10 protein-coding genes are annotated in these 12,820 nt (G+C 70.6%); 3 read left to right on the forward strand and 7 right to left on the reverse strand.

Going from position 1 to position 12,820, the window contains the following annotated elements; genetic code table 11:
- The 6 genes from ACFVZW_RS19045 to ACFVZW_RS19070 form a co-directional block, all read right to left on the reverse strand.
- Positions 1–1,755: DUF5682 family protein (locus ACFVZW_RS19045; RefSeq protein WP_384522660.1), on the reverse strand; the 1,755-nt coding region annotated here is incomplete at its 3' end.
- Positions 1,752–2,873: an AAA family ATPase gene (locus tag ACFVZW_RS19050; protein ID WP_384522662.1), complete on the reverse strand. Its 1,122-nt coding sequence runs from the start codon at positions 2,871–2,873 to the stop codon at positions 1,752–1,754. The genes ACFVZW_RS19050 and ACFVZW_RS19045, both read right to left, overlap by 4 nt.
- A gap of 89 nt (positions 2,874–2,962) precedes the next feature.
- The gene (locus ACFVZW_RS19055) at positions 2,963–4,369 is read right to left on the reverse strand and encodes a VWA domain-containing protein (protein ID WP_384522664.1); all 1,407 of its coding nucleotides are present in this window, start codon (positions 4,367–4,369) and stop codon (positions 2,963–2,965) included.
- Positions 4,366–5,784, reverse strand: coding sequence for a hypothetical protein (locus ACFVZW_RS19060; RefSeq protein WP_384522666.1), 1,419 nt, complete (start codon positions 5,782–5,784; stop codon positions 4,366–4,368). The genes ACFVZW_RS19055 and ACFVZW_RS19060 overlap by 4 nt, the downstream gene beginning before the upstream one ends.
- Complete coding sequence (locus ACFVZW_RS19065) at positions 5,754–6,239, reverse strand: hypothetical protein (protein ID WP_384522739.1); 486 nt, start codon at positions 6,237–6,239, stop codon at positions 5,754–5,756. Before ACFVZW_RS19065 ends, ACFVZW_RS19060 begins: the two co-directional genes overlap by 31 nt.
- A 284-nt stretch (positions 6,240–6,523) precedes the next feature.
- Positions 6,524–7,117: a TetR/AcrR family transcriptional regulator gene (locus tag ACFVZW_RS19070; protein WP_384522668.1), complete on the reverse strand. Its 594-nt coding sequence runs from the start codon at positions 7,115–7,117 to the stop codon at positions 6,524–6,526.
- A gap of 151 nt (positions 7,118–7,268) precedes the next feature.
- Here ACFVZW_RS19070 and ACFVZW_RS19075 point away from each other — a divergent pair, with 151 nt between their 5' ends.
- The gene (locus tag ACFVZW_RS19075; RefSeq protein ID WP_384522670.1) at positions 7,269–7,706 is read left to right on the forward strand and encodes a hypothetical protein; all 438 of its coding nucleotides are present in this window, start codon (positions 7,269–7,271) and stop codon (positions 7,704–7,706) included.
- Positions 7,707–7,773: 67 nt separating this feature from the next.
- On the opposite strand, the gene ACFVZW_RS19080 is transcribed toward ACFVZW_RS19075, so the two are convergent.
- Positions 7,774–8,220 (reverse strand): hypothetical protein, encoded by a 447-nt coding sequence (locus tag ACFVZW_RS19080; RefSeq protein WP_384522672.1) that lies wholly within the window; start codon positions 8,218–8,220, stop codon positions 7,774–7,776.
- A 1,013-nt stretch (positions 8,221–9,233) separates the two neighbouring features.
- On the opposite strand from ACFVZW_RS19080, the gene ACFVZW_RS19085 reads away from it, so the two are divergent.
- Both ACFVZW_RS19085 and ACFVZW_RS19090 read left to right on the forward strand, forming a co-directional pair.
- Positions 9,234–10,517: a ricin-type beta-trefoil lectin domain protein gene (locus ACFVZW_RS19085; RefSeq protein ID WP_384522674.1), complete on the forward strand. Its 1,284-nt coding sequence runs from the start codon at positions 9,234–9,236 to the stop codon at positions 10,515–10,517.
- Positions 10,514–12,754, forward strand: coding sequence for an RICIN domain-containing protein (locus tag ACFVZW_RS19090; protein ID WP_384522676.1), 2,241 nt, complete (start codon positions 10,514–10,516; stop codon positions 12,752–12,754). The genes ACFVZW_RS19085 and ACFVZW_RS19090 overlap by 4 nt, the downstream gene beginning before the upstream one ends.
- The last annotated feature ends 66 nt before the right edge of the window (positions 12,755–12,820 follow it).

The raw sequence follows: 12,820 nt of genomic DNA on the forward strand, positions 1-12,820 counted from the left end.
AGCTAGAGAGGGGTGTGTCTGGGGGGTGTGAGCCCGCCACCCCCGCGCCGTGACGAGCCCGGGGCGCGCGCGCCCGCCCCCCCCCCCCGCCGCGCCCCCCCCCCCCCCCGCGCCGTGGGGCATCAGATACCGCAGCATCCACAGCACATCGGAGCAGCGCGCCAGTTCAGGACGGCCCGCGATGTCCAGCAGCGCCCGCTTCACGCCTCGTGCTTCGAGCTTCAGCCCGAGCGGTGCGAGACGGTCGTGGACGTCGCGGGCGAGCGGCGGCAGGGCTTCATAGCCGACCTGCCCGATTCGGTCCCCGCCCATCATGATCTCCACGAGCCGGCGCACATCGCGCCGCCCGGGCACGGTGTCCTTCTCGATGCAGGTGACGGCCGCGTCCTGGAAGTCGTACGGGGTGGGCTTCGCCCTGTCCCGCATCCCGGCGAGCAGGATCGACGTCTCGAAGACCGCGATGGCGTCGGCGGTCGAGGCGAGGTAGCCGTTACGGCGGGCGGCGCGCACGATGTCCACGGACCAGCCGAGCAGTTCAGCCTCGTCCAGTCGGTCCAGGACCGGCGGCTGTCGAAGGAAGCCGGTGAGCATGTCCGCCGGCTCGGCGCTCGTCACCCTCGCCACGGCCGAGGCCTTCCTCGGCCGCGCCTTCTTCGCGCCCGCCTGTCCCGCCAGCCGGAAGGGCTCGACGCGGGTCCGCTTGAGGTTCTTCGCCCACACCGTCGCCGCGATCGACACCGAGCCCGCGGCGAGCCCGAACTGCGCCTCGATCGCCGCGTGGCTCGAGGGGATCAATCCGTACTGCCAGGTGGTGCCGGTGCGGGGGCTGATCTCGAAGGTGTCGCCGCCGTCCACGCCGAACTCCGCGACACGGCTGGCGGCGTGGAAGGCGCCGCAGACGTACAGACAGTCCGCCGGGTCCGTGCCGGTCGCGGCCAGGTGCTCGCGCATCCGCGTCCACATGTACCGCTCGCGGTCCTCGTCGACCCGTACGCGCTCCGCGTCCCCGGGGGCAAGGCGCCGGAAGAGGCTGCCGATCAGGAACATGGCCTGGCGGTACGTGTCGTGGTCGCTGTCACCCAGCGGCAGTTCGACGTACTGGTGCCACCACTCCGACCAGTGCCGCACCCGGCCGTGCCGCAGCAGGTGCTCTTCGAGTTCGGCGAACCGCGGCCGCAGGTCGCCGATCTCCACGCCGACGGCGTCGCCGTGCAGCGCGGCCTCCTCCTCTGCCGCCGGCGCGTCCGCTTCGGCCGCCTCCGTGCGGCCGCGGCGCGTGTCCCACTGGAAGACGTGGTCCGAGGAGCGGTCCACGAGGACGAGCTCCACTCCCGGGGTGTCCAGCGCGTACGAGATCGCCTGGTACTCGGCCGACGCCTCCGTGATCGGGGCGACCACCGAGAGCGGCGCCCACTCCTCCGGGAAGCCGTCGAGCCGGGACGCGAACGCCTGGACGGCGACCGGGAGCCTGCAGTTGCGCAGTTCGGTGAGCAGGGGCGTCATGTCCTCGCACAGCTCCAGATACACGACCTTCGGCTGCTTCTCGCGCAGCCGGCGTGCCATCGCGAGCGCGGAGGCGGGGGAGTGGTGGCAGACCGGGAAGATCTCCAGCGGCTCGCGCGCCGCTCGGTCGACGTCGTCGACGAGGCCGAGGAGGATGCCCTCCAGGGCGGCCGGGCCGTCGGCGAACGCGGCTGCGGCCTCCTGGAGCTGGACGCGGAGAGCCTCGAAGGTCCCCTCCTGGTGGCCGCTCACGACAGGGTCGCGATCGCGTCGCGGCCGCCGTCGAGGAACTCCGGCCACAGGCCGCCTTCCTCCTTGCCGCGGGGCTCGACGACGCCGTGCAGGTACTTGTTGAGAATCGCCAGGTCCTCGGGCTCTCGACGGGCCAGGGAGCCGACCAGGGAGGAGGCGAGGGTGCGGGCGGTGAGGGCGCGCTCACCGAAGAAGTTGGAGTGCAGGATGGCGTCCTCCAGGACTCCGATCTGCTCGGCGGTGGACAGCGCGGACTCCAGCTTCTCGTCGTCGCTGGTTGCCGCGGTCGCCGAGGCGCGCAGGTCGGCGAAGCTCTGCAGCAGGACGTCCAGCAGGTTCGGCGGCACGTCCAGTTCGATCTGGTGGCGGCGCAGGAGCTCCTCGGTACGGAAGCGGACGATCTCCGTCTCGCTCTGCTTGTTCGTCACGACCGGGATGCGGACGAAGTTGAAGCGGCGCTTCAGCGCGGAGGAGAGGTCGTTGACGCCCCGGTCGCGGCTGTTGGCGGTCGCGATGATCGAGAAACCGGGCTTGGCGAAGACGATGTTCTCGCCGTCGGCGCTGTCGAGTTCGGGGACCGAGATGTACTTCTCGGAGAGGATCGAGATGAGCGCGTCCTGCACGTCGCTGGTGGAGCGGGTGAGCTCCTCGAAGCGGCCGATGGTACCGGTCTCCATCGCGGTCATGATCGGCGAAGGGATCATCGACTCGCGGGACTGGCCCTTGGCGATGACCATGGACACGTTCCAGGAGTACTTGATGTGGTCCTCGGTGGTGCCGGCAGTGCCCTGCACGACCTGGGTGGAGTTGCGGCTGATCGCGGCGGACAGGAGCTCGGCGAGCCAGCTCTTACCGGTTCCGGGGTCGCCGATGAGCAGCAGACCGCGGTCGGAGGCGAGGGTGACGATGGAGCGCTCGACGAAGCTCCGGTCGCCGAACCACTTCTGCGCGATCTCGCGGTCGAGGCCGTCGGCGCGCTCGGAGCCGAGGATGAACAACCGGACCATCTTCGGCGACAGGCGCCAGGAGAACGGCTTGGGGTTGTCGTCGATCGACTCCAGCCAGTCCAGCTCCTCGGCGAACTTGATCTCGGCAGGGGCGCGCAGCAGGTCGGACATGTTCGGTGCCTTTCGTGCGGGTCTGAGGCGGCGCGGGGCCGCGGGGTCTCTGGGCGCGCCGCCGTCGTGGGCGGCGCGAGGAGGAACGGTCAGGTGAGGAAGGACTTCAGCTCGTGGACGAGCTTGCGGATGTGGCCGGAGAGCACGGGCGTGCCCTGGTCCTTGAAGCGCTCTCGGAACCACGGGTTGACGCTGCCTCGCCCGGCGCTGGTCACCGAACCGACCGGGATGAACTTGGCCCCGGAGCGATGCACGGCGGCCATGGAGGCGAAGAGTTCCTCACTGCGCCATTCGTAGAAGTCGGAGATCCACACCACGACGGTGTTGCGGGGCTCGGCGATCTTCGGCTGGGCGAGCGCCATGGCCACGGTGCCGTCCGTGCCGCCGCCGAGCTGGGTCCGCAGGAGGGTCTCGAAGGGATCGTGTACCCAGGGAGTGAGGTCGAGGGCCTGCGTGTCGTAGGCGATGAGGTGGACGTCCACCTTCGGCAGCCCGGCGAAGATCGAGGCGAGGATGGTGCAGTTCACCATCGAGTCGACCATCGAGCCCGACTGGTCGACGACCACGATCAGCCGTTGGGGCGTCGTCTTGCGAGCCGTGTGACGGTAGTAGAGGCGGTCGACGTACAGCTGCTCTTCTTCCGGGCTCCAGTTGGTCAGGTTCTTCCAGATCGTCCTGTTCACGTCCAGGTTCCGGAAGACTCGCTTGGGCGGGACCGAGCGGTCCAGCTCCCCGACGGATGCCTTCTCCACCTGCGTACGCAGCACCTCGGCGACCTCGTCGACGAACCGTCGGATCAGCGCCTTGGCGTTCGCGAGCGCCACCCCGGAGAGGTTGTTCTTGTCCCGCAACAGCTGCTCGATCAGCGACATGCTGGGTGTGAGCCGGGACGCGAGCTTCGGGTCGGCCAGCACCTCCCGCAGGTGCATCCGCCTGACGAGGTCCGCCTCGATGGCGCCGAGCTCCGGCCCGATCTGCGGAATCAGCCGGCTCAGGTCCGGCGTACCGCCGCGCCCGCCGGTGCCGTACGGGCTGACAGCAGGCCCGCCCGCGCCGGCGCGACCCCCTCGCAGGTCACCGGGTCGGCATCCGAGGGCACGCTCCAGCCATCCCGCGTCGGACTGCCAGCCGGCGAGTTGCCCGGCGCTGACGGATCCGGAGGGGGACGCGAACACGTTGAGCAGGACCTTCGACAGCAGCGCCGCGCGGCGTACCTCGGCGGCCCGGTCGCGCGGTCCGTCGCCGTCTTCGGGCACCATCAGCCCGTCGAACTCGTCCGCCAGCTCGGGGTGGCGCTGCACGACGGAGTCGACGGAGGCCTGCGGGTCCAGCAGGCCCGGAGGCAGCCCGATGTCCTCGACGACGGCGAGGCTCGCGGATTCCAGGCCGGGCTGCTCCTCGGCGTCGAACAGCCGCGCCAGCAACCGCCAGTACAGCACCTGGCGGCGGTTCTCGTCCGAGTCGGCCACGGGGGCCTCGGGAGTGGGGTCGGTCATGCGCGCAACAGCCTTCCCGCTCGCTCCCGCAGAACGGCCACAGCGTCGGTGGCCGCCTTCTCGCCCTTGACGCCCGTCTTGTCGGTGGTCCCTCCGGCCCAGGATCCGGCGTGGATCGCAAGGCTCTTCTTCCGCACGGTCGTCTCGACCGCGAGTGGCTGTACGCGGAAGGCTCCGGCGTCCCAGCGCAGGAGGCCGATGCACGCCCCGGACGCGGCGACGTTCTCGGCGGTGAGAGGGCCGGCGGCCGGGATGCGGTCGGTGTCGACGGCGAGCGGATGGCCGGCGACCGTGAACGTCAGACCGCCGTCCTCCCGGGAGACGACGTACCCCTCCAGGAACACCGGGGTGGCGATCCGGGCGGGGTGCCGATCCAGCGGGGCGGGGTCCGTGCCGGCCGCCGTCGGCAGCACGACGCGAGCGGTGACGAAGGGATCGGCCGGCTCGCCGGCGCGGGCGAGGGCGTCGTCCCAGATCAGGTCTCCCTCGGCCGTGACGGGCATCCCGTCCACGTCCATCGTCCCGCCCTCGCCGACAGCGGCCAGGAGCGACATGTGCGGTCGCAGGAGCTGCCACAGCCCCGCACCGACGACCGTGTCCGGCTTCGGCGCGGAGACGGAGGCGCGCACCAGTCGGGCGGTGCCGCCGTCGGCCGGCTCCAGCACGGCATGGACTTGCGCCTGCACGGCCGTCGCATGCTCGTGCAGATCGACGCCGAGCGGGAGAAGACGACCGGTCACGGTGTCCGTGGCCGGCACATCTGCTGCTCCGGGCAGTGTCAGGAGCAGAGCGCGCGTCCACAGGTCGGCCCAGCGGCGTACCGGCATCCGCTCGAGCGCCGCACCAGGGCAGGAGGCCGCGAGCTCGGTGGCGAGGCCGTCGAGCAGCACCGCCAGACGGCGCAGTGACGGGTCCGGCAGCATCGCCGAGACCACGGGGGCGGCACCGGACACGATCTCGTGATCCAGCCCCCGCCAGCCTGTGCGCGCGAGGTCGCAGAGCCATGACCGGGCGGCGGCCAGCACGTTGACCGCCTCGCCGCTGGGGACCGGCCGGGGCTCGTCATCGGCGCTCGTCCGTCCCGTCGCCGCGTGCACTCGCTCGGCGAGCGCGTCGTGGACGGAGCCGAGGAGGGCGGTGCGGGCGGCGGCGAGGGCGACGAAATGCTCTTCGCCGGCGGCTCCCGCCGCGGTCTTCTCGGCGGCCTCGCCGACTCGGGTGGCCAGCGGGGTGCCCGCGACGGCGTCGGCGAACGCGATCAGATCACCGGCCTGAGCGGGCCGGGGACGCAGGAGGCCGTCGGTCAGAAGGGCGTCGAACCCGTCGACGGCGGCGAGTGCCTCTTCGAGGCCGGGAACCGGCTCGGTGAGCAGGTCGGCATGCATCAAGCCACCTCTCGGGTCGGCGGGAACCACTGCATCTCGGGCAACGGAACGGTCGACGCCTGGAGTTCGAGGTAGGACAAGTGCCGCAGGAAGCGGCTGAACACCGGTGCCGCGGCCGCCGTTCCACCTGCTGCGGCCGAAGGGCGGGTGGCGGACATGGCGCTGGTCACGCCGGCCGCGTTCAGCTGCTCGTCGGCGGGATCGACCTTCAGATAGCGAGCGACACGCTCGGCTCCGTACTGCAGCACCGCCTCGCCGACGAGGGCTCGGATGTGGTTGCAGAAGGAGCCCCGAGCGCCGCCGCAGGGCCGGTTGTTGTTGGTGCTGCACGAGTAGGCGTAGTCGCCGACGGCGACCGATGAGACGTAGACCCGGGCGATGTCCGATCCGCTGGACACCACACCCTGCAGGCGCCCGTCGGCCAGCTCGACGAACGGAACCTTGGCCAGCTTCCGTGGGCGAGCGGGCTGCAGCACCCGCGTCAGACTCGAAGTCTCCCAGTGGGACAACGCAGATCTCCTCAGGGCATGGGAGGGGTAAGGGAAGGCCCGCGCCTGAACGGCGGGACATGTAAGAACCTAGTAGCGACCACTGACAACGCACCGTGCGCGGGATGTTGGCGTGACGCGACTGACCGGCGGCTGAAGGGGAGCCGAGGCCTCGGGAGCTGGGGGCGGCCCCCGGGTGGTCCCGTCGGTCAGATGAGTGTCGGAGTCACGCGCGACCCTGGTTCAAGCGGGCGGATCGCACGGATGGAACGCATCGCAGGCTACGGCGACTGCTGATCAGCCGTCGCGGCGGCCCCGATGCCGGTGATCAGCGCGTCAAGACCGCGCTTGATGCGGTCCACGTCCCAGCCTCGCTCGGTGCGCTGATGGTCGAACAGGCCCGGTGTGTACGCCATGAGGAGTAGATCCGCCATGTATGCGGCGTCCACGCTGGGGGCGAGCTCCGCGACGATGCCGACGATCTGTTCGTGGTGCCGGCGAAACGGGGCGCTGCGATAGCGCCCTGCCGGCGCGCTCGCCTCTGCCAGGAGCAGCAACTCCCGGTTGTCGTCCACGAGGTCGGCCATGCCGTGCAGGAAGGTGCGCAGCCGGTCATGTGCCGACAGGGCCTCATCCTCGCAATGCCGCGCGAACGCCTCCTGGAAGCGGGTCTCGTTGTCCTCGATCAACGCGTAGACGAGCCCGGGTCGGTTGTGAAAGCGCCGATAGACCGTGCCGACCCCGACCCCGGCCTCCTTGGCCACCGCGTCGAGGGACAGATCGGCGAAGCCGTCCGCCGCGAGCAACCGTCGAGCGGCGTCGAGGATGCGGAGGCGGTTGCGGGCGGCGTCGGCGCGCTCGGTGGGGGCGGTCACACGGAGCAGCGTAGCGGACGTACCGGAGACGTCTCCGCTTAGTCTTGAAAATCGGAGTGGTCTCCACCTATGGTTACGTCAAGTCAACCGGAGGACTCTCCGGTTAGTGGTCGGAGATCCACCATGCTTAGCCCACAAGGAGATTCACGCCATGACTGCCACCGCCGCCACCTCCTCGGCCCCCCTCCTCAACGGTCAGGCGATCGGCATCGCCTACCATGCGATCGCCGCCGTGCGGGATCGCCTCCTTGCCGCCTCGGGCCTGACCTTTCACCAGTCCGTGGCGCTCAACGCCGTCGCTGACGGGCTCGACCGTGCCGGTGCCGTCGCCCGTATGGTCGCGTCGCTCAAGGTCGGTGAGCCGGAGGCGCTCGCCTTGCTCGACGAACTCGCCGACGCCGGCCTGATCGACGGTCCCCGAATGTCCGTCACAGACAAGGGCGTCAGCCTCCAGCGAGGGTTCACGGACGCCGTGGCCGGGCTGACCGAGCGACTGTACGGAGAGCTTTCGGCGACCGAGCGCGAGATCGCGGCCCGCGCGCTCGCCCACGTCACTGCCAGGGCGAACGCCGAACTCGCCGCCCAGTAGGCAACGTGTGTCTCGCAGGCGCGGCCAGGGGCTGCCGACTCGCTGGTCGGCAGCCCCTGGAAGCTCACTACGGCGCGAGCCTCTCTGCCTGTAGCTGTGGCGCCAGACGATGTGTCGAGGCGAACTGCAGTGAGAGGGCGTCACTTTCGTGGGTGTGGCTGGCCTCGAGCGCGACCCTGTCGCCGACGTTCAGCCGAAAGATCGTGGAGACGTCTTGCGACTGGCCGAGGTTGCCACCCAGATCCGCGATGTCCGAGAAGTCATAGGCGGCCCTGATGCCGTTGACGGTGATGGACAGTTCGCGGCCCGGGCCGGTCTGCGGAGCGTCGAAGTGCCAGAGGATCCTCCCCTTGAGGAGGTAGCGCCCGGGGGTCTTGACCACCAATGTCGAGGTCATCGGATCGAACATCGAGTCCGTGTCGTAGGTCGCGCCATTGAAGGTGATCTGCGTAGGAATGCCGGGCGGGATGGTCTGGTTGGCGGTGGCGAAGAGGCTCGCGCCTACATTGACCACGGGCCCGGCAGGTCCCGTTGCCCCGGTCGCCCCGGTCGCCCCGGTCGCCCCGGTCGCCCCGGTCGCACCCGTCGTGCCGGCAGGCCCGGTGGTGCCTGCGGGGCCGGTCGAGCCGTCCGCTCCCGGCGCGCCGGTCGCCCCCGTGGCCCCGGCAGGACCCGTCGTGCCGGTCGCACCTGTCGCACCCGTCGCGCCGGCAGGGCCGGTGGTGCCTGCGGCTCCCGTCGAACCCGTCGCGCCCGCGGGCCCGGTGGTGCCTGCGGGGCCGGTCGAGCCGTCCGCTCCCGGCGTGCCGGTCGCCCCAGTGGCCCCCGTCGCCCCCGTGGCCCCCGTCGCCCCCGTCGCCCCCGTCGGGCCGGTCGGGCCGGCCGGCCCAGTCGCACCCGCCGGCCCCGTCGGACCCACGACGCCGACCCCGTCCTCGCACTCGTCGTGGTGCCCGTGTTCCCGGCAGTGGTGGGGGTCTTGGCTCGCTTGGCCGACCGCTGCCATCGGCCTGTGCGTGATGGTCGCGAGGGCAGGGCTGTTGAAGCCCAGCATCACGACGGCGAGCGACGCCATCGCGCCACCGGCAACCCACTTCCCGCTCCTGGGGAGTGGGCCGAGGACCGACCGAGATCTGCGCTCAGGGCTCATGCGTAGCTCCTTCGAGGACCCCAACAAAGATGCTTTCGGAATGGTCTTCATTCCTTGCAGGCATCGGTTGTCCGATGATCCGACTTAAGGGCGTCGCGCCAGGATCAATCTATTGGCGCATCGACGAGGCCTCCGCCGCGTGCCCTCGATCCGGATCGCCGCAACCGCGGAACCGTGGTGCCTGAGCGGCAAGAGTCCGCGAAGTCCGCACAGGTCCATACCAAAACCCTTGACGGGCCTCTTAGTTCACTCCTTAAATCATGGGTGCAACAAAGCGGTCCGGCGTCCCGTGCCGTCGAGGCGGCCCCGCCCGTTGCCGCTGGATGTCATGGGCATGACCTTCAGTGCGTCCCCCACACCCGACGGAAGAGAGAGTCATGCACTCCTCCCGCTCACCACGGCGCCTGCTGTCCTCCGCCGTGACGGCCCTCGCCCTCGCGGCGCTCGGCCTCGGCCTCGCCGGTCCCACGCCGGGCGCCTCCGCCTCCTCCGACCAGCGCACCGCGCTCCGGCCCGCAGCCGAGGCGGCCGCCGTCACCTTCTCCGACGACTTCGACGGGCCCGCGGGCTCCGCCGTGGACGGATCCCGGTGGCAGATCGAGACCGGCGACAACGTCAACAACCACGAGCGGCAGTACTACACGGCCGGCAACCGCAACGCCGCTCTCGACGGCCAGGGTCACCTGGTGATCACCGCGCGCAAGGAGAATCCCGGCAACTACCAGTGCTGGTACGGCCGGTGCGAGTACACCTCCGCCCGGCTGAACACCGCGGGCAAGTACACCGCGCAGTACGGCCACGTGGAAGCCAGGATGAAGGTCCCGCGCGGGCAGGGCATGTGGCCCGCGTTCTGGATGCTCGGGAACGATCTCGGCCAGGTCGGCTGGCCCGACTCGGGCGAGATCGACATCATGGAGAACGTCGGCTTCGAGCCCTCCACCGTGCACGGCACCCTGCACGGCCCCGGATACTCCGGCGCCGGCGGCATCGGCGCCGCGTACACGCTGCCCGGCGGGCAGGCCTTCGCCGACGCGTTCCACACCTTCGCGGTCGAGTGGTCGCCCGGCAGGATCACCTGGTCGGTCGACGGCACCGTCTACCAGACCCGCACCCCCGCCGACCTCGGGGGACGGAACTGGGTCTTCGACAAGCCGTTCTTCCTCATACTCAACCTGGCGGTCGGCGGCTACTGGCCGGGCGACCCCGACGGCTCCACCGTCTTCCCCCAGCAGCTCGTCGTCGACCACGTCCGCGTCACCACGGCCGACAGCCCCACCACCGGTGGCCCCATCACCGGGATCGGGGGCAAGTGCGTCGACGTGGCCGCCGCCGGCACGGCAAACGGCACGGCGGTCCAGCTGTACGACTGCAACGGGACCGCCGCCCAACGGTGGACCGTCGGAACGGACGGAACGATCCGGGCCCTCGGCAAGTGCCTCGACGTCGCCTCCGGCGGCACCGCGGACGGCACCGTGGTCCAGCTGTGGGAGTGCAACGGAACAGCTGCCCAGCGCTGGGACGCCAACGCCGCTCGGGACATCGTGAACCCGCAGGCCGGCAAGTGCCTGGACGCGACCGGCAACAGCTCCGCCAACGGCACCCGACTGCAGATCTGGACCTGCGGCGGCGCGGCCAACCAGAAGTGGACGGTGACCCGATGACCGGCCTCTCCCGGGGCGGACACGCCCCACGGCACAGGCGCCGTACGACCCGCCCTCTGACGGCGCTGCTCGGCGCCGCGGCCGCCGTCTGCGCGACCCTGGCCGTCCACCCCGCCGCGACGGCCGCCAATCCCGCCGCGGTCCCACTCGCCGCGCCCCCGACCGGCTGGGTCACCGTCGTCAACAGCGGCAGCGGCAAGTGTCTCGACGCGCGGGCGGCCGCGACGGCGAACGGCACCGCCGTGCAGCAGTACGCCTGCAACGGCACGACCGCGCAGCAGTGGACCATCACACCGACCGCCGACGGCCATGTGCGGATCGGCAACCGCAACGACACGGCCCAGGTCGTCGACGTCAGCGATGTGTCCAGCGCCGACAACGCCGCCGTCCACCTCTGGACGTACGGGGGCGGGAACAACCAGCAGTGGCAGGCCGTGGACGAGGGCGGGGGAGCGTACCGCTTCGTCAACCGGCACAGCGGCAAGTGCCTGGACGTGCCGGCCGCGTCGACCGCAGACAGCGTCCAGCTGGTGCAGTACACCTGCAACGGCACGGCGGCCCAACGCTTCCAGGTGACCCCCGTGAGCACTGCTCCCGGCGATGTCGATCTCGGCCCGAACGTAGCCGTGTTCGACCCGTCCATGCCCTCGGCCACCATCCAGAGCCGGCTGGACACCATCTTCCGGCAGCAGGAGACGAACCAGTTCGGCCCGCAGCGCCACGCGGTGCTGTTCAAGCCCGGCGCGTACAACAACGATGTCAACGTGGGCTTCTACACCCAGGTCCTCGGGCTCGGGCAGTCCCCGGACTCGGTGACGATCAATGGGGCGGTCCATGTGGAGGCCGACTGGTTCCCGCCGCAGAACGCCACGCACAACTTCTGGCGGGGCGCCGAGAACCTCTCGGTGAACCCGACGGGCGGCACGGACCGCTGGGCCGTCTCGCAGGCATCCTCGTACCGCCGGATGCATGTGCGCGGCAACCTGGAGCTCAGTGACGGCGGATGGTCGAGCGGCGGGTTCATGGCCGACACGAAGATCGACGGTCAGGTGCGCTCCGGCACGCAGCAGCAGTGGCTGACCCGCAACTCCCAACTCGGCAGCTGGACCGGCTCCAACTGGAACATGGTCTTCGTCGGCAGCCAGGGGGTCCCGGGCACCACCTTCCCCAACCCGCCCCACACGACGGTCGACCGCACGCCGACCATCCGGGAGAAGCCCTTCCTGTACGTGGACGGCACCGGCGCCTACCGGGTCTTCGTACCCGCGGTGCGGGCGGACTCGACGGCCACGACCTGGGCCGCGGGCAGCGCCCCGGGGACCTCCCTCCCGATCGACCGGTTCCATGTCGTGAAGCCGGGGGCGACAGCGGCGCAGATCAACGCCGCGCTGGCCGAGGGGAAGAACCTGCTCGTCACCCCCGGCGTCTACCGGCTCGACCAGACACTGAAGGTGACCCGGCCCGACACCGTCGTGCTCGGTCTCGGCCTGGCGACGTTCATCCCCGAGGGGGGCGTCACGGCCATGACCGTGGCCGACGTGGACGGCGTGAAGATCGCGGGCGTCCTCTTCGACGCCGGGACGGTCAACTCCCCGACCCTGGTGGAGATCGGGCCGCCGGGATCCGCCGCGTCCCACGCGGCCAACCCGACCTCGCTGCACGACGTCTACTTCCGGGTCGGCGGCGCGGCGGTCGGCAAGGCCACGACGAGCCTCGTCGTCAACAGCGACCACGTCATCGGCGACCACATGTGGATCTGGCGGGGTGACCACGGCACGGGCATCGGCTGGAACACCAACACGGCGGACACGGGCCTGATCGTCAACGGTGACGCCGTGACCATGTACGGCCTCTTCGTCGAGCACTACCAGAAGCACCAGACCATCTGGAACGGCAACGGCGGCCGGACGTACTTCTACCAGAACGAGATGCCCTACGACCCGCCCAACCAGGCCGCCTGGATGAACGGTTCGACCCAGGGCTACACCGCCTACAAGGTGGCGGACTCGGTGACCAGTCATGAGGCGTACGGGCTCGGGAGCTACTGCTTCTTCAACGTCAACCCCGGTGTGGCCGCGGAGCGTGCCTTCGAGGCGCCGCAGCACCCGAACGTCCGCTTCCGCAGCATGGTCACGGTGTCCCTCGGCGGGACCGGGACCATCCGTCATGTGATCAACGACCGCGGCGGACCGTCCAATTCCACGACCAACGTCGCCAACCTCGTGAGTTACCCCTGAGGCGCGGGGGGGGGGGGGGCGGGGGGCCCCCCCCCGGGGGCGGCACACCGGTTAAGACAGATAAAT

It is taken from the genome of Streptomyces sp. NPDC059567, assembly GCF_042735655.1.
Classification (GTDB): Bacteria; Actinomycetota; Actinomycetes; order Streptomycetales; family Streptomycetaceae; genus Streptomyces.

Excerpts from the sequence above, each read along its gene's own strand:
- ACFVZW_RS19050 (WP_384522662.1), bottom strand. The coding sequence starts at position 2,873 with ATGTCCGACCTGCTGCGCGCCCCTGCCGAGATCAAGTTCGCCGAGGAG.
- ACFVZW_RS19055 (WP_384522664.1), bottom strand. The coding sequence starts at position 4,369 with ATGACCGACCCCACTCCCGAGGCCCCCGTGGCCGACTCGGACGAGAAC.
- ACFVZW_RS19075 (WP_384522670.1), top strand. The coding sequence starts at position 7,269 with ATGACTGCCACCGCCGCCACCTCCTCGGCCCCCCTCCTCAACGGTCAG.
- ACFVZW_RS19085 (WP_384522674.1), top strand. The coding sequence starts at position 9,234 with ATGCACTCCTCCCGCTCACCACGGCGCCTGCTGTCCTCCGCCGTGACG.
- ACFVZW_RS19090 (WP_384522676.1), top strand. The coding sequence starts at position 10,514 with ATGACCGGCCTCTCCCGGGGCGGACACGCCCCACGGCACAGGCGCCGT.